Below are 21,559 nucleotides of genomic sequence, written 5' to 3'. Positions count from 1 at the left end.
TATCTACCCAAATTTGATCATCAGCCTGAAGGTTCAACAATCTGCTCACTCCTATTTTTAACTTTCTAAGGGTCCCCCCTTTTCAAGCCCGTTTGCTTATGTGCATATTTCTTTCGTTTATCGAAACCAAGTACTGATCTCCAAGCTCGAAGCTGAATACACTTTCCTCTTCTTCAATAATCTGAACGGCAGGCTGTTGCACCCCATGAAAAGGAATAAGCACGGTCATGAAATTCATAGTACCGCTGTACCTATCCTGAAAGCGGACCCTTGTCGAAGGCCTTGAGAGATCGGTCTCATCGGATAATCTTCCCTTCAAGAGATTCAATTCTCCCGTATGGCTTGTCGCTATCGCGAGATTCGCAATATTACTTGTCGCGATCACACCGTTCTTGTTCTCTTCCACCTCGACAAAATCTAGATGGAAATAGCGCTGAACGCTATGGTCATTCAGCCCTTCTACCCGATCGGCAATAAGCACGAATCGATTATCCACTAGCGAAATATGCCGGTGATGAACAACCGGATCGTAGTTGGTATGACAAGCACTGGCGAGCCGGTAGAAGCCTCTATCTTCTACATTGTAGATTCCACCGGGCTTTTGCGGCCCGAATTTAAACGGAGAAATATACTCGAAATGATCTCGCTCATCGATCAGCAGTGTGGAGTGATAATTTGAGCTCTTAAACTGTTTGCGGTCTTCATCATCCCGATAACAAAAAAATCCGGGATCGCAAATCATGTCTTTTCCAAGCGCCGTAAAATCAAAGCTCATCAGATCGATATGGGCGTGGGCATTCTGTATTGGGCTTTTACATATAAACAAAAAGCTAAGAGCCTTTGAATCCCAGCCGCTGCGGATAATCGCTTGATCTAGCGTACGATTCCAGAATGTCGTCTGCTTATCTAATACAAATTGTCTGCCCTGCAGAGAATGCAGCTCTTCCACGAATTGGCGGACATCGAGTGCTCTCCATACATGCTTGCTTGCTTCCCGTACCACCTCAGTCACATCGATCAAGTTCGTTGCTAGCCCCAGCCAAGAAACATCATCCAACGCAAAATACCCATAGACACCGGACATTACAGCAAGCGGGTTCGCATAGGAATCACCTACAGGTACACATTTCCCGGTTGGTCTTAACGAGTAAATGGAGTAATCCAGATTTTTTCTAAACCGTTCCATGTACGCTGGGGAGAACTGAAACTGGAAACGCTTAGCCAGAACCACAGCCAGCCCAAACCAGAACATACAGCCATTATGATACGATGGGCAGCCCTCGATTTGACCGCCGTCCTCTGTCAGTTGCGCCATGCTGCACTTTTCGATGCCCTCGATCGCAAAAGCCTTCCATTCCTCAGCTTCTTTCAGCTCGGGAAAGTAAAGGGCAGTCGTCAGAAGTCCCAAACACTCCATTAAATAATGGTTATGATCCGCTTTAGGCCACAGCTGAGGCGACACGTTACGCAAAGCTTTTACTTGCTTGTAAATGACCGTTAAATACTGCTCTAATACTGCCTCCGTAAACAGCTCCGAGCGGCCTAGATGCTCCAAGACAAGCGGCCAAATTTTGTAGCCCCGGATACCAATCTCCAAAACCCTCAGCGGATGGCATTCCGTAAAATAGCCGATCGGCTTATCGAGCAAGTCCTCAGGAATAGTAACCGTTTCGATCCAGTCCAGCATTTCGTCGATGACCTTGAGTCCATACTTCGCGTCCTTGGTAAGCGAGTAAGCTTCCAGTAAGTCCTGCCAATGATTCATGCGATTCAGCTGCCATAAATATTCATTGTCATTATGTCTGCGCTCCAGCCAGCTGGGCGGATTCCCGACAAATTCCCTGACTCCCCCCGTACCGGGAAGCATGATCATTCCTTGATAGGCGAATTCGGCATTCGTGATCGTCTCGCGCACATGATCAGGCATATGTGCTGCGATATAGGCGGCTTTCTCGTCCATCGGCTCAAGCCGTGATCGCAAGTTAGCTAACAGCTCCGTCGTAGACATCGGCTCTTTCAGCCATGATTGCAGATTCATTTATTCATCTCCATTATGTTATTTCGAATTCGAAATGCCCCCTCCGAAATCATTAAGACTCCGGAAGGAGCGACTCCAGCTATTTCATGTAACGGTCGTATGCACCTTGCTCTAAAGCAAGCAAATCCTTTATTCCTAATCCTTCCAATTCCTTGATATACTTACTGAATGTCTCATCGTTGATCGGTTCCACGCCAAGCACCCATCTCTGAAGCTTCTCCTCCACATAAGTCAGTACGCCAGCATTTAACTCCTCAAATTTGGTCCGTTCCTCATCCGTATACGCAATCGGCGGGTAAGCCTCCATAATATAGCCATTGTCAATGTATTCCTTGATGCCTTTCAATGCAGTCGCGTTGGTCCATTGCTCTTCGTAAGCATAGTCTTGATGAAAGGCCAGCTCGATCTGTGCTCCCTCTTCCTGAAGCTGTTGGATCACTGTCTTTTCTTTATTTTTCAATACAGAATCTTTAAACTTCGGCTTGCCGTCCACGAGGTCGTAATCCTTTCCTTCGATGCCAAAGTTCATTAGTCTCCGGCCCTCTTCGGAGAACCAAAAATCCATATATTTGATCGCTTCGACGGGATGTTTGGTTGCCGCTGAGATTCCCCATCCGCTCGCATGCGTCTCTTTACGGGAGCTCTCTTCGACGACTTTGCCCTCGGTATTCGCTGGAGGCGTCATCGGAACAAAGGAGAAGCCCGGAATCTTAGCTGCAAGAATGTCATTAAAATTAGCCGTGCTGGCGAACCAGTCATGCGTCATGCCACCGACATTGTCTGCGAGCAAAATGTCACGCGCTTTCGCTCCGCGGGTGAAGATTTCTTTATCGATTAAACCTTCCTTATACCACTTCGCAATATTTTCAATGGCCGTCTTATATCCTGGCTCATACATGCCGTACTTCACGACACCGTTGTCCGCGTAAAATCCGCGTTTGGCCGCATCGGCCCCGCCCCGCACGCCCCACTGGATCAGCAGATCATAAATCCCATCCAGCTTTGTCCGGCTGAAGTATGGAATTTCATCGTTCACTCCGTTACCGTTCGGATCTTTTTCTTTGAATGCTTTCAATAGCGCGTACAGCTCATCTACCGTTTTCGGTTGCTCAAGTCCCAATTTATCCAACCAATCCTGGCGTACAAACCAGCCTTTAGCAGCCGGCCCATCCGGAGTAAAGTTAAGGAAATACGTTTTTCCGTTGTAGGCTTTCATATATTTGGCTGCATCTGGATGTTCGGAAAAGAACTTTTTAATGTTCGGGGCATGCTTTTCGATCAATCCATCCAGCTCAAGAAAGGCCCCTTCAATCCCCAGACTGTCATACTGCTCCTTAATTTGATGATGAACCAGATCCGGAATTTTCCCGGATGCCATCATTGTATTGAACAGTTCTTTGCTATTCGTCGAGGTTTTAGATGCGGTTCCCTTCAACTTAATATTGGTCATGGCTTCTGCTTCTTTGAAGACGGGCCAGTTATCGTCGAATATAAACTTATCTGAGTAGTGCATGTGGATCGTCAGTTCAAGCGGGTCTTTAACGATCAGATGCCCGGATAGAGGGTTTGCCTCTGCCTCTTTTGAATCATTCGCCGCGCTTCCACTATTTTGCGGAGCGTTATTGTTACTACAGCCGGCTAGCAGCATACCGACTGTCAACATGATTATTGCAGATGATTTCATCCATTTTTTGTTACCCACATTCACGACCTCCAATTATTGGTTTCTTGATTTCATATTAAAAAAATTTAAGCAGCCAACTATCCTTTGACCGAGCCGATCATGGTGCCTTTGACGAAATATTTCTGAATGAAGGGATAGGCTGCAACAATCGGAATAATAGAGACGATGATCGTCGCATAAATGATCGTTTCCTTAGAATATACCGCCATATTCCCCATCTCGTCGCTCACGTTCATTTCTACGATGAGTTTCTTTAACAGAACTTGTAGCGGTATCTTACTCTCATCGCTCAGAAGAATCATCGTCCAGAAATAGCCGTTCCAACGGTGCACCGCATAGAATAATCCGATCGTCACAAGAGAAGCTTTGGACAGCGGCAGATAAACCTTCCATAAGATCGTCAGATCATTTGCTCCGTCAACCTTTGCCGCTTCCTCGAGTTCCTCCGGAATACTCTGAAAGAACGTTCTCATGAGGAAGACATAGAAGGTCGTAATCGCGAAACCAATAATTATCGTAAACCTGTTGTCAAGCATGTTCAGATCTCGGAAATTGAGATACATCGGAATCATGCCCGGTTGGAACCACATCGTCAGCGCAATAAAGAAGCTGATGGCCGTGCGCCCCATAACCCGTTTCTTGGACAGGGCATAGGCACCGCAAATGGTGAGAATTAAATTGACGATTACGCCGAATATGGTGTAATAAAACGTGTTTAAATAGGCAATCCAAATCCCTTTTTCCGATAATACCTTTGCATAGGAGTCAAAGTTAATATCGCGCGGTAGTAAGATCACCTTGCCTGTAACGACCGCTTGGGAGGAGCTGATGGATGCGGATAAGACATAGACAAACGGGTACAACGCGAGCAAAGCGATCAATCCAAGAAATACACAGTTAAAGATATAAAACAGCTTTTCGCCTCTGGTTTTTTTCATCTTCCATCACCTACCATAATCCAGTCTCCGTTAACTTCTTGCTCATCTTGTTGGCAAATACGACGAGAATAAATCCAACGACGGCATTGAACAGTCCCACCGCTGTCGCCAGGTCGTAACGTGCATCCTGCAAACCGGACCGGTACACATAGGTGTTAATAACGTCGGCCGTCTCATAGGTGGCTGGCTGATACAGAAGAATGATCGCCTCATAGCCTACTTCCAGCATAGAACCCACCTTCATGACAAGCATGATTGAGATCGTCGGAATGATGGCGGGAAGCGTGATATGCCACATTTGCTTCCATTTATTAGCTCCATCGATAACCGCTGCTTCATACAAAGCCGGATTGACACCGGACAATGCAGCTATATAGATGATGGTACCAAATCCAGCTTCCTTCCAAATATCCATGGACCCGATAAAAATCGTACGGAAATAATCGGGATTGGTCAGAAAGTATTGTTTTTCTCCTCCCATCATTTCGATCAGGATATTGACAATGCCGTTGCTAGGAGCCAAAAAGTTAGTAACAATCCCAGCTACGACAACGACCGAAATAAAATGGGGCAAATACGTGAAGGTCTGCACCGTTGCTTTGAATACCCCATTCTTCAATTCGTTAAATAACAAAGCGAGGATAATCGGCACAGGAAACGCGAACAGCAATTGATACAAACTGAGCAATACTGTGTTTTTTAATAGCCGCCAGAAATATGGACTTTTAAAAAAGGTCTCGAAGTGTTCAAATCCAACCCAGGGACTCGCTTCAATTCCTTTATATACACTGAAATCCTTAAAGGCGATTTGCAGACCGTACATCGGCTTATACGCAAAGATGATATACCAAGCCAGAAACGGTATCAGGAGTAGATAAAGATAACGGTCTCTGATCAGGTTGGTTTTTATTTCCTTAAAGTTAAGCAGCACTCTCTTCTCCTCTCGCAACGATGTTTAGCTGATCCCCTCAGGAGCGCTCCCAATTGAAAGGTCAGCGTTGCAATTTAAACTATAGGAATGAATGTAAGCGCTGTCTATCACCATTATTTCATCTACCACCAACTCTTTATGTCATGGCCTATAATGTGCATTTTTTTATGTATCAACAATTTCTCGTTATAGAGAAACGTCCGTCGAACATACAATAGCCGCCTGGCACTTAGGCTAGGCGGCTATTGTTGAATCAACAATATTCATTATATAAAGCCTTGAAATCTTATTGCTTCTCGTTAAGCTTCTTTGCGTACTGACCGGGAGCTAACCCTTCATACTTCCGGAACATGCGAATAAACGTGTTCGCATTGTTGCAGCCGACCATCAGCGCCAAATCACCAATCTTAATGTCTTTCTGTTGACGCATAATTTCTTTGGCTTGCTGCACACGATAAAAATTCAAGTAATCTTTAAAATTTTCGCCGGAATGATTTTTGAATGCGATGCTGACATACCCGGGAGAGAAGTTAAACTCCTCCGCTATCATGCTAAGTGATAAATCCCTGTTGTAGTTGTCGTGAATATATTCGATCATCCGCTTTACCGTACTGTTATCCATCATTTCATTCTGCTGATCAATCGTATCGAGCATAGCGCTAAATAAGGTCGTGATGGCCGAAACCATCAGCTCCTTCGATTCGCCGTGCTGCACAATGTCCAGAGATTCCTTGTGGGCTTGAACAAATTCTTCGAAAGACATATTCAACTGCTGGATAATTCGACTCAGTGTAGCCAACACAAGCAAGCTGAACTGGTCGAGCTGCTGCCGCGTTAACTGCCTTTGCTCCAGATTTTCCGATAGAAGACGGTTTAGCGTATTTAATGCATTTTCCCGTTTGCCGCGAATCACATAGCTAATCAGCTCGCGTTCCGTATCGATAGGATAATAATAGCTAACCATCTGAACTTGGCTGAGTTGTTTATAAGTGATGACGGAGGTCTTATCCACTGCCGATCTCCGCTTCAGGATATCAAGCGCCTGGATAAAGGAGCGGTCAATCTCACCTGCAGAGGCTACGGGCTGGCCGACAGCTGCAGTCAATCCATACGCATGTGCATCCTCGACTTGAGCCATCGCTTTCATGAGCTTCTTCTGAATCGATTCCGTATCGGAGTCCCTGATTATGAAGACAAATTTAGTGAAATCGTGATCAAGCAGCTCACAAGGGAAATGAACCTTCAACTGCTCATAAATGATCAACGAAGTCTTTGATTTTATCGTAAGAATCGCTTCTTTCGAATATTGCTCCTCCAATTCCTTACTGTTCGAGAAGGAAATCACGCAAACGCTCAAGTTGGCAGAAAGGCTTTGTAGTTGATGCGTATTTAGCAGGTCATCCACCTTGTCAGGAGAAATTAATCCATGCAGCAAATCCCGCAGAAACTTGTCTCTCATTGAGAGTCTATGCTCATTTAGTGCAGATTTCATCTGTTCATTAGCTTTACTTATACTCGTCGCTGTCTCATTGAGGAAAGCGAATTCGTCTGTACCCGCAGGCTCACCGTAGCTTTTGAACAAGCCGACGAGATGACCTACTGGCCGGTACATGCGCCTGGAAACTGTATATGCGAACGCAAGTCCAACAATGATGAGAATAACTAGTAGAAGTACAGCCCCTTTCAAGTTCGGTGTAAAGGAGTCTGCCAATGAGTAATTCTGTGTAACATACATATACGACCATTGTGGCATTGTTTTCGAGCGGATCAAATGGAAATCGAATTCCTCATTGGACAGCTTCGTGTAATCAGCGGTTGCCTGCCCATCTAGTTGTGCCAGTGGATAAGTAAGCAATTCCTTGCCCCGTTTATCGTCAAAGCTTGATTTGAGCGTAACGTATCGACCATTCTCGATAATGGCAAAAGCTTCTTGCGTATCAGATGATAGGGGCGGCAGCAGTAATTGCTCAAAGAATGAGACAACGAAAAACAATGAATTCCCTATTCCTACCCTTTCTGGATTAACAATTATTATGGATGCGCTTTCATCTCCCACCGAAGTATTTCGTCTACTCGATAGCGTTATATTTGGGCTCGTGCTGTCTGTGCCTAATTGTGCAAAATCCTCATTAGTCATCCCCATATCTTCCATATAACGTCTTCTATCCGACGAGATTTGCGGCGTAATGACCAGATCGTCGTTAGTCTTCATTAAATCGATGCTGTAGCCGAATTCAGAGAATGCATCTATATGATTTTGCAGTGCATATGAGGTTTGTGTGATCTCATAGTAATTCCGTTCTTTTTCAGCGAATTTAACGACATGCTCATCTAATCTCAACTGCGCAATTAAATTGAAAGAAACACCGAGCTTCGTATCAATTTTGTCACGCGATTGCATCAGAAAATTCTGCTGATTCTGACTAAGTTCTGAACGCACTCTTTGACTGTCCTTAAAAAAAGACAGGCAGACCGCAATCATCGTGTAAGCGAATACAATAATAAGGTAGGCAATAAGTAGTTTTGTGAAAAAAGACTTTCTAAGCAATTTGATCTCCCCTTGGTGATTCCTTTAAAAATTGAAAATCACCTAATAGGAAAGTTTGTATCCTCATCGGGTGATTACAACTCCTTACCATCCTTTTGGAAATATCTAACTCACACTATATATGAATATGAAAATGCCGTCCATTACCAAAATTCACTGCGCTATTCACAGGACTTGGGAAGATCAAATTCTTGAATCCTATTACTAACTGTGTGGAATAGTATCTATAACAATATTCTAAAAAGGTTGGTGAAGCATAATGTCTCCTGTAGCAAAGCTGTTTAAATGGGGTACGTGCCTGTATGAAGCCTTTCTGGCTCTGCCGTTGATCGGTGGACTCTTTATCATCGCTAATGGTTGGGTTCCACTGGCCATTGCTTTTTTGCTCCACGCAGTAGCCATCGTTATACTGCAAAGAGAGCGGAAACCCATTGTCGGAAACGTGCTAGGCATTATCACCTCGATTTTAGCGTTCATTCCTATCTTAGGCTGGATTATGCACGGCGTTACTGCGCTCGTACTGCTGATGGAGGGTGTGTCCGCCTCACGCCAAGCCCCTCGCTATTAAAAGGGCTGATATCGTCGGTCGCTTGCGTGGGAAAAAGATAACAGAGCAGTCGTTTCTCCATGTTCGGATGAATCGCTGCTCTGTCTTTTGGTAAAAGAGATACCTATTTGATGTTTTTTATGCGATAGCGACTATAGGGTCCGTTAGCATGCCAAATGTGCAAAAAAACTGCGTTTAGGGGTACTCTGAGTCCGATCGATGCTTCGTATCAAAAAACAGAGGAGTTGCCTCAGCAGGCTTTCAAGGCTGCTGAGGCAACTCCATAATTTTAATCCAGTAAGATAATATATACCTGTATGATTGCCCGGGATTGTATCAACGTCCTGCCGATTGGGAATCAGCTCGCCGGGTTCCGCCCTCACCAATGTAACGCCCATTTGCGTTGCCATTGCCATTCTCAAAACGTTTGCGTTCCGTACGCTCCATCTGAACAATCTGACCTTCATGCACTACGATGTGCAAGGAGCCAAACTCCATATCATCCAGAAGCCCTGCAATCCGCGTAAGCCATAAATCATCCACTTTCAGCGGTTTAGCCATTCTCTAGCCTCCCTTTCCCCATCCAAAGGATTATATCCGCCTAATTTTCACAATTCCGTTATTACCAACCAGTATACTATGAATTAACTTAGCACGGAACCAAAAGTACTGTCAATGGGCATTTTTTCGTGATAACCAGCTTTTAATAATCATCGTCACCAAAGCCAATAAGAGGAGCAGTGATGCTACTGCAAAAGATGCTGAAAATTGATATTCATTGTACAAAATCTCAACGTGCAGCGGCAGTGTATTCGTCTCCCCGCGTATATGCCCGGATACTACAGAGACTGCACCAAACTCGCCCATGGCCCGCGCATTACACAAAATAATGCCGTATAATAAACCCCATTTAATATTAGGAAGCGTGACTCTGAAAAAGATTTGCCAACCATGTGCTCCGAGGGTAATCGCTGCCTCTTCCTCCTGTGTCCCTTGATCCTCCATCAGTGGAATTAACTCACGCGCCACAAAAGGAAATGTAACAAACAGTGTGGCCAACACGATCCCTGGAAGCGCAAATACGATCTTGATATCATGGGCGCTCAGCCAAGGGCCAAACCAACCGTTGGCGCCGAAGACGAGCACAAAGATCAGACCGCCGATGACCGGCGATACTGCAAAGGGGAGATCAATCAAGGTAATGAGAAACCCTTTGCCGCGAAAACGAAACTTGGTTACTGCCCACGCAGCTGCTACACCAAAGAAGGTGTTCAATGGTACAGTGATCGCTGCAACTAGAAGCGTCAGCCTCAGTGCGGAACGGGCATCTGGATCAGTTAGAGCAGCTATATATACGTCCCAGCCTTTTTTCAGCGCCTCTGTCAGCACTACAACCAAAGGCAGAGCAATCAGCCAAAAAAGGACTAGTCCAGCAACTCCGATCAACACCCATTTTACAACCTTGGTTTCCGTTGTCGCTGGTGAGGACGTATTCTTCTGCAGCCGGGGGGCTTGAAGTGGGACGGTGCCTGCCACAAGTTATTCCTCCTTTAAAGGGTTTTACGAAAGCATGATTAGCTTCTGAAAAATGCCGAACAACGGGAAATATGAAGCGTCTTTGAGTAAATTTTGGAGTTATCGGGCGGCTGGAATCGTTCAAACAAGATTACTGGTAATGGGTCACTTCCAAGGAATATCGGACTTCCGATCGCTGTTATCCTCAGATTTCCTGATTTGAACCGCTGTCCGCGGTAGAAATCCGAGGATAAAGGCGAACGCTAACGCTTCTACAGTTCCAATATTCCTCTCCGTTCCTTTCTTACCAGTTATCTGGTTCAAAACTTCGAGATCGCTATCGCTCCTCTAAAAGAAAATTCACTCTGCGAATCCTCAATTTCCCTTGGGATTCCGCATTTTACGGAAGCAAGTATGCTTCGTAAAATAAAGTCGTCATTTACCTGTTCGGTTATAGCTTCGCTAAGAATCGCTCAGCAAAACAAAACTTCCAAATTAAATACTTGCAATATAGAGAGTCAAAACCTAAAGACCTACCGAGAAGTCTTACGCACCCAACGCTGGAGCGTATTGATGACTAACAGCATTAAGAAGGAAATGAGCAGTAGCAGCAATGCTACGGCAGTAGCACCAGCGTAATCATACTGCTCCAGTTTAGACATAATAAGCAACGGAGCGATCTCCGTTCTCATCGGCATATTACCGGAGATAAACACGACTGAGCCAAATTCGCCGATACCACGGGCAAATGCCAAAGCAAAGCCTGTTAACAGCGGAGGGAACAACTCTGGCAATACCACTGAACGAAAGGTTCTCCAGCGGCCTGCACCAAGGGTTGCTGAGGCTTCCTCCATATCCCGATCCAAATCCTCCAGCACCGGCTGTACCGTTCGCACGACGAACGGTATCCCAATGAACATTAAGGCAAGGGTAATGCCAAGCGGGGTAAATGCCACCTTTAATCCCAGCGGCTCAAGCCACGCTCCGATCCAGCCGTTTGTCGCATAAAGAGCCGTCAAGGAGACACCAGCTACAGCTGTCGGTAAAGCAAACGGAAGATCGATCAGCGCATCAAATATTCTTTTGCCCGGAAATTCATATCGTACCAGTACCCATGCCAGCAAAAGACCTAGAATAGCATCGACAAAAGCAGCAGCCGCTGCCGTAGATAGGCTGACACGATACGAAGCCAATACGCGCGGATCGGTAGCTACATCCCAGAATTTCGCCCAGCTCAGTCCAGTAGAATTGAACAATAGCGCTGAGAGCGGCAAGAGTACTACAAGACTCAGGTAAAGTACGCTGTACCCCATCGTTATTCCAAAACCGGGCAGTATCTTTCTCCGAGTTGTCGCCGGTGCAGCTGTAGTAGTTGCGGTGACATTCATCCCCTATTCATCCTTTCTCGCCTTCGGCAGGTTAGCCGATCAGCCCCTTACTAGGGACAAATCTCTAAAAGCAAAGTAATAATCCCATTTTATTAATCTGTTATTTAGCACCCGGCACATAGATCTTGTCAAAGATCCCGCCATCGTTAAAATGCTTCTCTTGTGTTTCTTTCCAGGTTCCAAATTTATCAGACAGTGTGAATAGCTTAATTTCCGGGAACTTATCTTTATATTGTTCTTTCACGCTTTCTAGCGTTGGACGGTAGTAGTTCTCAGCCGCGATTTTTTGTCCTTCCTCCGTATAGAGATACTTCAAGTAAGCCTCGGACACCTCACGCGTATTTCTTTTATCCACAACCTTATCTACTATTGCTACCGGCGGTTCAGCCAGGATACTTTCAGATGGATTTACGATATCGAATTTATCCGGACCGAGCTCTTCTACAGAAAGATAAGCTTCATTCTCCCAAGCAATCAGCACATCGCCAATTCCACGCTCTACAAAAGTGGTCGTCGAACCGCGCGCACCCGTATCCAGCACTGGAACATGTTTGAACAGTTCTTTTACAAATTCCTCAGCCTTAGCTTCATCGTTATTGTTGTGGTCTAACGCATAACCCCACGCCGCCAAGTAGTTCCAACGTGCACCACCTGATGTTTTCGGATTCGGTGTAATCACTTCTACGCCTTCCTTGAGCAGATCTGGCCAATCTTTGATTCCTTTCGGATTCCCTTTGCGTACTAAGAACACGATTGTTGAGGTATAAGGTGAACTGTTATGATCAAATTTACTTTGCCAGCCTTCATTGATAAGACCCTTTTCCTGCAATGCGTCAATATCATATCCAAGGGCCAGTGTGACCACATCCGCTTCCAGACCATCAAGCACTGCACGGCTTTGTTTACCTGATCCACCGTGAGATTGCTTAATTGTGACCTTCTGTCCCGTTTCTTTTTCCCAGTAAGCTGCAAAAGCCTTATTATAGTTCTCATATAGCTCACGAGTAGGATCATAGGAGACGTTGAGCAGTTCTACCGGATCTTTGGATGGCGCCTTTGTAGCTTCTGCAGCATTCGTAGCCTCCGCTGTATTAGTTGTTGCTGGTGAGTTCGTTGCCGAACTAGCACTATTTCCGCTATTGTTATTGCCGCCGCAAGCCGCAGTAAGTCCTGCCGTCAGCAACAAGGTAAATCCTACAAGAAGCCCTTTGTTCATTTTTCTCTTCATCATTGCCACTCCCCCATGTTTTTCTTGCCATCATTTCATTCTTAAAATATAAGAAAGTATAAGTTTCACGTTATACATTTTCCTTATATTTCTCGCTTAAACGCTTATAGTCCTTATTAGGAGGCCGAGGCGTTTATGCTTGCAGGTAACAAAAAGAACGGAGGAAAGCCCACGTATGGCAGGTCAAACCGGTCCAATGACACGTGTCTGCGAGCCTAATGCGAGCGTCCCTCCGTCTGTACGGTAAGAACTTTCTTCGATTATTCCTATCTACTTAGTTGGTTATATGGATATAATACTGAAACCCTTTAACTGTGTCAAACCTTTTTTCCAACCAATGACAAAGGAATCTTTTAAGTCCCACGCTATACAGGCAATGGTGTGGGTTCCTGTAAGATCCACTTGTTATTGATGCTATAAAGTAATATTATTGCTACAGCTTATGGTCTAGAGAAAATTACCGCTTAATGTCGGGAGTGAGAATCATGGGTATGGATTTAGAGTACGTCCCTGCGCCGATAAGACCACGGCTTCACAGGCGAATGACTCAAGAAATTAAACGAAGAGTTAGGGGAACTTACCGTTATGATACAACGGTCTGGAGGACAGCAATCGCTGGTCTTTGGATCGTTTGCTTTTTGGCTTTCACGACTGCTGTATTAGGTATACCTACTGGGTTAGGGGTGCCCACAGATATTGCACTTGCTGCAGGTACGAGCACCATTCTGCTGGCCATTGCCAGCAATATCATAGCCGTACTGATCGCGTTGACCGGACTTCGCATCCCACGATTATTCGCAGGCTGTGTATTGAGCGATTTTGGAGCTATTCTACTAATCTTATATTACGCTGATTTTGAGATTGAAGCAGCGGCACTCATTGCTGTCCTTCTGTCACTACTAGGTGCGTTAGGCGGTTTGGCTATCGGTCTGCTGCGCAGCAAAAGAGTAACACTGGGACTTCTGCTTACCATTACGGTAACTTTTTCCCAACTGGCTCTGGCAAACGGAGTGCAGGAACTTCCTACTTTGGAGCCTATTGATATCAGTGATTCGGATGTAATTCCACTGACTGCCTCCGATCCGGCACAACCTGGCAATCAAGCTTATCAGTCCTTCACCTATGCCAACGGTAAGGATTTGCACCGAACGGAATACGGCAAGGATGCAAATGTGATCTCTTCTACAGTAGATGCTTCTGCTTATATTAAGAATTGGTCAAAACTGCGCACTTTATTCTGGGGATTCGATTATAATGCACTTCCACTTAATGGTCGTGTATGGATGCCTGAGGGCGAAGGTCCCTATCCGGTAGTGTTGATGGTGCACGGAAATCACATGATGGAAGATTACTCTGACGGAGGGTATGCTTATCTCGGTGAACTCTTGGCCAGTCGAGGGTTTATCGCAATTTCCCTGGATGAGAATTTCCTCAACTATTCGGCTTGGTCTGGTATTCCGGACAATGATTTTAAAGTACGAACCTGGATCATTCTGAAACATCTGGAACAGCTTGCAGATTTCTCAGAACAACCGGGCAATCCTTTTTATGAGAAAATAGATTTCACAAAAACCGCCCTGCTCGGTCATAGCCGCGGTGGACAAGCTGTTGCTATGGCTGCAGATGCCGATCGCTGGTTCAAAAATGATCCCGTTATGAAGGCAGTAGATCGTTTTAATATAACCTCTGTAGTCGCCCTTGCCCCAACGGACAAAGCGATAGACGATCAGCAAGCCCGTCTCAAGGATGTTAACTATTTGACTCTGCAAGGGGCTCGCGATGGGGATGTACATGATTTCTATGGTGATCGACAGTATATACGTACTTCCTATTCCCAAGGGTCCTCCGCTTTCAAAAGCTCGCTGTATATTGCGGACGCCAATCACAGTCAGTTCAACAGCGATTGGGGTGCCTATGATCAGACATTACCTGCTGGACTCTTTTTAAATCGAGCGCAAATTATGGAAGCAGATAAACAGCGGAAAATCGCAAAAGTCTATGTATCAGCTTTTCTGGAGACTACCTTACACGGAAAAGACGAATACCAGAGCTTGTTCCGGGATTACCGCAGTGGACTGAAATGGCTACCGGATACTACTTACTACAGTCGATTCCAGGATGGCGGATATCGGCCAGTAGCCACATTTGACGAGGATCGCAACAAGAATACCGTTGATCTTGGAACAGCAGAAGCTTCCGGATTATCCTGGTCGGAAGAGCTCGCGAAAGATCGTGAATCTAAGAGTAAAGGCACCTATGGTGTCGTTCTTGAACGGACAGCCAAAAAAGACGAGGACGCCTATTACAACATTAAGCTTAAAGACAGTGTTGTTACTGAAATGGCCCTTTCAGACGCAGACGGTCTTACGTTCTCCTTAGCAAACCTCAATGGTGATATTAAGGATGAATTAAATATTCCGCTACCTCCGAATGTAGAGGTGGAATTAACCGACAAAAATGATACCTCAGCACGCTTGCCGCTAAGTGAGGTAATGGATATTCTTCCACTGCCGCAAACTCAGTTCACGTTATTCCCATGGCTTGAAGAACGGATTAATGATGGGAAATACGGTGATCTATCCGAAGCTGTTTTTCAAACCTATGAGATGCCTTTCGAACAGTTTCAAGAGGAAGAACCCGAGCTAGAACCTGAGAACCTGACGGAAATCACCTTCTACCTTGAAGCTGAGGGAGATAAAATCATGCTAGATGACATTGGCTTCTACGATTTAGGAATTCGAAACACGTTTTAAGGTATCTTGCCATTATACCAATAAGGCCTTCCCCTCAGCACATGTAGAGCTGATTGGAAGGCCTTTTATTTTGATGGATTACGGGGAATAGCCCCTAATATTGAAACATACAATAACCTATTCCCAGCCTACAAGGCTTGAATACAGACTGGTGTCTTTATCTTCAGCTCATTCCCTGTAGGAATTAATCTGCCACTGTCACTATCGATGGAGAACGAAGTAATAATGTCGCTATTTTGATTCGCAGCGAGCAGCTTGCCGCCAATGATGGCGAAATTACGCGGAGTACGTCCGCCTGTAACCTGCCAATCTACCGCTTCAAGATGACCTGTTGAACCCTCAATATGGAACAAGGCGATACTGTCTTGTCCCCGGTTCGAGACATACAAGAATTTACCGCATGGCGATACATGAATATCGGAAGCTGTATCATCACTACCCGCAATGTATTGCTCTGGAAGCGTGCTAACATGCTCTAAAATGCTGAGGTTCCCATTCTGCTCATCATTAGCAAATACCGTTACTGTACAGTTTAGTTCATTCGCCAGGTAAATCCATTGTCCTGAAGGGTGTACCGCCAGATGGCGGGGGCCTGAACCAGGTGGGAGATTAATCTCCCGATGCTTAGACAGCTTACCTTCTTCAAGGTGATAAATCAGGATTTGATCCAGTCCCAAATCGCAAACCAGTATATGCTTTCCGCTTCCATCCGGAATGACGGAGTGTGGATGCGGAGCCTCCTGACGGTCTTCACGAATTCCTGAACCTACATGCTTCACTTGGTCAGACATAACCTGAAGCGAGCCATCCTCATTTACAGGAAATACGTTAGCGTTGCCACCGGAATAATTAGAGACAAATATGTAATCTTGCTTAGGACTGATGGAGACATAACAAGGAGCGCCGCCTTCCGTAGGACGACTTCCAAGTGGACTCAGCGCTTTAGTAACAGGATCAATAGCAAAAGCATAGACCTCGCCCTCATCCTTCTCACTAACCGCATAGAGCACGCTTCCTGTGCTGTTTACTGCTAAAAACGATGGATTCTCAATGCCCTTTGTACCCTCAAGAATCTTCATTTCCCCTGATGAAGGACTAAGCGAGCATAATAGAATAGCTTCTTCACCCTCAGGGTTATACGTTCCCACATAAAACAATACCTCATTAGGCCGTTCCATAGTAGCGACTCCTTTGTTTGTATAAAGTGTATTTACTTCTTAATTACCCTTTACTGATAGCATCTTACTCAGTATTTCACAATATTTTTTCACTATAGCATGTTTATAGTTGTAATACATTATCGAGTTGAATTTTGAGCCCACTTCCTAACAATTCCGGTAGAAGTAAGTTTTTACAAGTGGTTTAAACATGATTGGTAAGGTTAATAGTAGACATCGAAAACAACAAAACGAAGGAGTTGAAGTAACATGAGTTTTTTATGGATGTTAATTGTTGGTGGGATTATTGGTTGGTTAGCGGGTCTGATTATGGGCAGAGATATTCCAGGCGGGGTTATTGGTAACATTATCGCAGGTATTATCGGTTCATGGCTCGGCGGCGTGCTTCTGGGAAGCTGGGGACCTAAAGTAAGTGATTTCTACTTCTTCCCTTCATTGATCGGGGCCGTTGTTCTGATCTTTATCGTCAGCCTTATTCTTCGCTCAACAAGCGGACGTAGCCGTTCATAAGCTAGACCGAACTAATATTATCGGGCTACTTCCCTAAATGAATATTTATGCTAAAAAATAGCAGGTCTAGGCGGTTTAGCCTTGATCTGCTATTTGGTGTTTTCGGCTCCTTTCTACTTAAAGTAGTTTGCAGTGCTTTTCATGGAGTTACTACCTCCGTACAGCGGCTACACTTCAATGTTCTGCCATCGTTTTTCTGTTATAATGAAGATACAAGTGACTCAAATCATAGAGAGGTCGTGAATCATGGGTAGCATTAACCCCTCACTCCTACATATCGGCTCCACTATAGGGACCTTGCTCATGGCGCTAATGGTTATTTTTATTCGTCTTAAAGCTAGCGCACGTCCGGTTACCATTCGAAAAATATGGATTCCTCCTCTAGGTATGTCGACCGGCTTTGCCATGTTCGTTGTACCTGAAGTTAGGTTTCCTTTATGGTGGGCAGCGCTCGCCTTTCTGATCGGCTGGTTCATCTTCGCGTATCCTCTAATACGCAGTACAAACTTCGAACAACGGGATGGACAAATCTATGCTCAGCGTTCTAAGAGCTTTGCTTTCATCCTGCTCGGACTTCTTCTAGTCCGCACCTTACTTCATGAATTTATTAATAGTTATGTTTCTATCCCACAGTCCGGCGGATTGTTCTTCATCTTGGCCTTCGGGATGATTGTTCACTGGAGATTCTTTATGTACAAACGTTATAAGGTAATGACTTCCTCGGAGACACAATCCCTACAGTCATAAGTATATATTGTTATTCCAAGAAGCCATTTCAATCCATATGATTGAGATGGCTTTTTACTATTGAACGCCTTGGAGTAAAAAAATCATTTTTTCTGTGTCCGATGTTAGGTAACTTGCGGAGGGATACGTTAAAATATATGCATATCTAACGATAGAGAGTGAGGTCAAGGCAATTGAAAAGTAAATCGAGAAAAGTCGCCATCGTCGGTTCCGGAATGGTCGGTTCCAGCTGCGCCTACTCCATGGTCAATCAGGCGATTTGTGATGAGATCATGATGATCGACCGCACCTATGACCGTGCTATGGCACAAGCACTTGATCTCTCGCACTGCATGGATTTCACCAACACACGCACAAAGGTGTATGCCGGAACCCATAGCGACTGTGCAGGAATGGATGTAGTTATCCTGACTGCCGGCGCCAATCCAACGGCGGGACAGACAAGATTGGATGTTCTGGAAGCCTCTGCGGTAATTACTAGAGAAATTATCACCAACATCATGGCTGGGGGATTCGATGGAATATTCGTAGTCGCCGCTAATCCAGTCGATATTGTCACTTATATGGTATGGAAAATATCGGGGCTGCCCCGCCACAGAATTATTGGTACGGGAACCTCCATTGACTCCTCACGCCTAAAGACACTACTGTCCGATGTATTCTCTATTGATCCGCGCAGCGTTAACGGCTACGCGCTCGGAGAACATGGTGAATCCCAGTTTGTAGCTTGGTCACATGTGACGATTGGCGGCAAGCCTATCCTGCAAATTATGGAGCAGCATCGCGAGCGGTTCCAGCATCTGGATCTGGAGGATATCTCCCGCAAGACCAAAGACGCGGGCTGGGAGATATTCACCAAAAAAGGCTCTACACATTTCGGTATTGGCAGCGCACTGGCCTACATTACTCGCTCCATCCTGAATGATGAGCACAAGATCATTGCCGTATCTGCAATTCTGGACGGAGAGTACGGGCAAAGTGGTGTATGTACCGGTGTGCCTGCCATTATTGGCAGTACTGGCATTCAAGAACTGCTCGAGCTTAACCTAAACACTGAAGAAGCAGCGAAATTCGACGCCTCCTGCAGCATTGTACGCGCAGGTATTGAGAGTCTGCACTTGGAAGACAACCCCCTTTAAACAAAAGAAATCGCTCTTTGGGATCAGTAAGTAACACCAATACCCTAAAGAGCGATTTTTTTATCCTTGATCTTTAACCTTTAATGCTCGAATACTGTTCAGTACAGCTAACACAGTTACCCCAACGTCTGAGAATACGGCTTCCCACATCGTGGCGATCCCAAATGCACCGAGGACAAGAAATATAGCTTTAACGCCTAAAGCAAAGATAATATTCTGCCATACAATCATCCGTGTGCGTTTAGAAATTCCGATAGCTACAGCAATCTTAGATGGTTCATCAGTCATAATAACGATATCTGCCGCTTCAATCGCTGCATCCGAGCCCAGTCCACCCATTGCGATCCCCACATCTGCTCTAGCCAGTACCGGGGTATCATTAATTCCATCACCGACAAAAATAATTTTCTCACGATGTGACTTTTCACGATCCAGCTTCTCGATGGCCTCTACCTTATGCTGCGGTAAAAGCTCCGCGTGTACCTCATCTACACCTAACTGCTTCCCAACAGCTTCAGCTACGGAAGAAGCATCGCCAGTAAGCATCACCGTCTTGCGGATGCCAAGTTTTTTGAGCGTCTGAATGGCCTGCAGTGAGTCCTCCTTCACTTCATCAGCAATCACCAGATATCCTCCATACTGATGATCCACTGCGATGTGAACTACTGTACCACTCTGCTCTGGCACCTCATAAGCTATACCCTCTCGCTCCATCAGACGCGCGTTACCTGCAAGGACCGTCTTACCTTCAATCGAAACCTCAATTCCGTGACCAGAGATTTCATTGTAATTGGAGATCGCTTCCTTAGAAATCTGTTCTCCATAAGCCGTCCGAATCGATTCGGCAATCGGGTGATTCGAATGGCTCTCCGCATAAGCGGCTATTCGCAGCAATTCATCCTTAGAGTTACCACCCGACGGATAAATTCCAGTGACCTTAAACTGCCCCTTGGTCAACGTTCCTGTCTTATCAAAGACAACTACTTTCACATCATTTAATGCTTCAAGGTAGTTACTTCCTTTGATTAGAATTCCACTGCGTGAAGCTGCACCAATTCCTCCGAAGAAACCGAGTGGAATTGAGACCACAAGCGCACACGGACAGGAGATTACGAGAAATACAAGCGCCCGGTAAATCCAATCTGAAAAGGTTGCCCCGCTAATCACTAGCGGAGGAACGACAGCCAGCAGTACAGCTGTGATCACTACTATAGGTGTGTAAGCCCGTGCAAATTTAGTAATGAAGTTCTCCGTTTTCGCCTTGTTGCTCGAAGCATTCTGCACCAGTTCCAGAATTTTAGATACAGCTGATTCTCCAAAGGTCTGCGTGACTTGCATAGTAATAACACCGTTCCGATTAATAAACCCACTTAATACCGTACTTCCCGGTCCAGCCGAACGCGGTACAGATTCCCCGGTAAGTGCTGATGTATCCATCATGGCGCTCCCCTCAAGGATCGTTCCGTCCAGAGGTACCTTTTCACCCGGTTTCACAACAATCAAATCACCGATCGCCACTTCCTCAGGGGAGACTCGTTTAAGATCATTTCCAAGCTTAAGGTAAGCAAATTCAGGACGGATATCCATAAGTGCCGTGATAGATCGGCGTGAACGGTTTACTGCCAGACCTTGGAACAGTTCTCCGATTTGGTAAAAAAGCATAACCGCTACACCCTCTGGATACTCACCAATCGCAAAGGCACCGATGGTTGCGAGAGCCATCAAGAAATTCTCATCGAACACCTGACCCCGGATAATGTTCTTCACTGCTTGCCAGACGACCTCACTACCCACGATGAGATAGGCTGCTAAGAAAATCAGTAGTTCTACTACACCCTCGACCGGTAAGAATATTCCGGCAAGAGCGAGTATGCCACCGCCACCTAACCGCAGTAGAATCTTACGGGTATCGCCTTCCCCATGCTCGTGACTGTGACCATGGCTATGGCCATCCGCATCATCATGCTTATGTCCGTCTGCAGCCTGATGATCGTGGTCATGTCCATGTTTATGATCATGTTGATGACTACTGTTATTATGCGGCTTGCGACTACCCGAAACCTTCTCTTTCACATTTACATGGGGCTCAAGTGCTTTCACCGTTTTCTTTGCTTCAACAATCGCTGACTCCTCATAACCTGCGGCGGTTTCCATCGTCATTGTCTTCGTAACAAAATTAACAGAGCAAGACGATACGCCTTCAATCTTCTTCACTTTATCTTCAATTTTCATTGCGCAATTGGCGCAATCTAAGCCTTCTAATTCCCACTGACGTTTTACTTTTCCTTGCATCGTATCCATACGGCACATCTCCTCAGATAAAAACCATATATGAGCACTTGTTCATATGTTATCTTATTGCTATTATATTCCCTTTATTTTTGAAGGTCAATACGTGATATGCACCATTTTTCT

General features: G+C 45.4%; 16 protein-coding genes. 5 read left to right on the top strand and 11 right to left on the bottom strand.

Features of this window, described 5'->3' with window-relative positions:
* Window positions 1-82 precede the first annotated feature (82 nt).
* The 5 genes from ACDZ28_RS10430 to ACDZ28_RS10410 all read right to left on the bottom strand — a co-directional run bounded on the left by ACDZ28_RS10430 (window position 83) and on the right by ACDZ28_RS10410 (window position 8,139).
* A complete protein-coding gene (locus tag ACDZ28_RS10430; RefSeq protein ID WP_375104597.1) occupies window positions 83-2,038 on the bottom strand; it encodes an alginate lyase family protein in 1,956 nt (651 codons plus the stop codon).
* A gap of 79 nt (window positions 2,039-2,117) precedes the next feature.
* Complete coding sequence (locus ACDZ28_RS10425; protein WP_339288948.1) at window positions 2,118-3,740, bottom strand: extracellular solute-binding protein; 1,623 nt, start codon at window positions 3,738-3,740, stop codon at window positions 2,118-2,120.
* A gap of 59 nt (window positions 3,741-3,799) precedes the next feature.
* Window positions 3,800-4,660, bottom strand: a complete 861-nt coding sequence (locus tag ACDZ28_RS10420; RefSeq protein WP_339288946.1) for a carbohydrate ABC transporter permease — start codon at window positions 4,658-4,660, stop codon at window positions 3,800-3,802.
* Between the two features lie 10 nt (window positions 4,661-4,670).
* Complete coding sequence (locus tag ACDZ28_RS10415; protein WP_339288945.1) at window positions 4,671-5,591, bottom strand: ABC transporter permease subunit; 921 nt, start codon at window positions 5,589-5,591, stop codon at window positions 4,671-4,673.
* Between the two features lie 286 nt (window positions 5,592-5,877).
* Window positions 5,878-8,139, bottom strand: a complete 2,262-nt coding sequence (locus tag ACDZ28_RS10410) for a helix-turn-helix domain-containing protein (RefSeq protein WP_339288944.1) — start codon at window positions 8,137-8,139, stop codon at window positions 5,878-5,880.
* 259 nt (window positions 8,140-8,398) lie between these two features.
* Here ACDZ28_RS10410 and ACDZ28_RS10405 point away from each other — a divergent pair, with 259 nt between their 5' ends.
* The gene (locus ACDZ28_RS10405) at window positions 8,399-8,707 is read left to right on the top strand and encodes a hypothetical protein (RefSeq protein WP_042123682.1); all 309 of its coding nucleotides are present in this window, start codon (window positions 8,399-8,401) and stop codon (window positions 8,705-8,707) included.
* A 315-nt stretch (window positions 8,708-9,022) separates the two neighbouring features.
* On the opposite strand, the gene ACDZ28_RS10400 is transcribed toward ACDZ28_RS10405, so the two are convergent.
* The 4 genes from ACDZ28_RS10400 to ACDZ28_RS10385 all read right to left on the bottom strand — a co-directional run bounded on the left by ACDZ28_RS10400 (window position 9,023) and on the right by ACDZ28_RS10385 (window position 12,817).
* On the bottom strand, window positions 9,023-9,247 hold the full coding sequence (locus ACDZ28_RS10400; protein WP_042123679.1) for a YezD family protein: 225 nt from the start codon (window positions 9,245-9,247) through the stop codon (window positions 9,023-9,025).
* A 111-nt stretch (window positions 9,248-9,358) separates the two neighbouring features.
* Window positions 9,359-10,222 carry a sulfate ABC transporter permease subunit CysW gene (gene cysW / locus ACDZ28_RS10395; protein WP_076116607.1) on the bottom strand — a complete coding sequence of 288 codons (864 nt, stop codon included), beginning with the start codon at window positions 10,220-10,222 and terminating at the stop codon, window positions 9,359-9,361.
* Between the two features lie 512 nt (window positions 10,223-10,734).
* On the bottom strand, window positions 10,735-11,589 hold the full coding sequence (cysT, locus tag ACDZ28_RS10390; protein ID WP_042123674.1) for a sulfate ABC transporter permease subunit CysT: 855 nt from the start codon (window positions 11,587-11,589) through the stop codon (window positions 10,735-10,737).
* 100 nt (window positions 11,590-11,689) lie between these two features.
* Window positions 11,690-12,817, bottom strand: a complete 1,128-nt coding sequence (locus ACDZ28_RS10385) for a sulfate ABC transporter substrate-binding protein (protein ID WP_375105333.1) — start codon at window positions 12,815-12,817, stop codon at window positions 11,690-11,692.
* A gap of 485 nt (window positions 12,818-13,302) precedes the next feature.
* On the opposite strand from ACDZ28_RS10385, the gene ACDZ28_RS10380 reads away from it, so the two are divergent.
* Window positions 13,303-15,570, top strand: coding sequence for an alpha/beta hydrolase family protein (locus ACDZ28_RS10380; protein ID WP_375104596.1), 2,268 nt, complete (start codon window positions 13,303-13,305; stop codon window positions 15,568-15,570).
* Between the two features lie 128 nt (window positions 15,571-15,698).
* Here the strand turns inward: ACDZ28_RS10380 and ACDZ28_RS10375 are convergent, their stop codons facing one another.
* On the bottom strand, window positions 15,699-16,748 hold the full coding sequence (locus ACDZ28_RS10375; RefSeq protein ID WP_375104595.1) for a lactonase family protein: 1,050 nt from the start codon (window positions 16,746-16,748) through the stop codon (window positions 15,699-15,701).
* Window positions 16,749-16,997: 249 nt separating this feature from the next.
* Here ACDZ28_RS10375 and ACDZ28_RS10370 point away from each other — a divergent pair, with 249 nt between their 5' ends.
* From ACDZ28_RS10370 to ACDZ28_RS10360, 3 genes are all read left to right on the top strand, one after another.
* Window positions 16,998-17,258: a GlsB/YeaQ/YmgE family stress response membrane protein gene (locus ACDZ28_RS10370; protein WP_042123669.1), complete on the top strand. Its 261-nt coding sequence runs from the start codon at window positions 16,998-17,000 to the stop codon at window positions 17,256-17,258.
* Between the two features lie 246 nt (window positions 17,259-17,504).
* Window positions 17,505-18,005, top strand: coding sequence for a CcdC family protein (locus ACDZ28_RS10365; protein ID WP_076116602.1), 501 nt, complete (start codon window positions 17,505-17,507; stop codon window positions 18,003-18,005).
* A gap of 173 nt (window positions 18,006-18,178) precedes the next feature.
* Entirely contained in the window at window positions 18,179-19,144 is a 966-nt protein-coding gene (locus ACDZ28_RS10360; RefSeq protein WP_076116601.1) for an L-lactate dehydrogenase, read from the top strand.
* Between the two features lie 60 nt (window positions 19,145-19,204).
* On the opposite strand, the gene ACDZ28_RS10355 is transcribed toward ACDZ28_RS10360, so the two are convergent.
* On the bottom strand, window positions 19,205-21,445 hold the full coding sequence (locus ACDZ28_RS10355; protein WP_042123662.1) for a heavy metal translocating P-type ATPase: 2,241 nt from the start codon (window positions 21,443-21,445) through the stop codon (window positions 19,205-19,207).
* Between the last annotated feature and the right edge of the window lie 114 nt (window positions 21,446-21,559).

It is taken from the genome of Paenibacillus sp. RS8 (assembly GCF_041956825.1).
GTDB lineage: Bacteria > Bacillota > Bacilli > Paenibacillales > Paenibacillaceae > Paenibacillus_AQ.
Note: the sequence above shows the minus strand (reverse complement) of the source record. Positions and strands in the feature narration are given on the sequence as shown.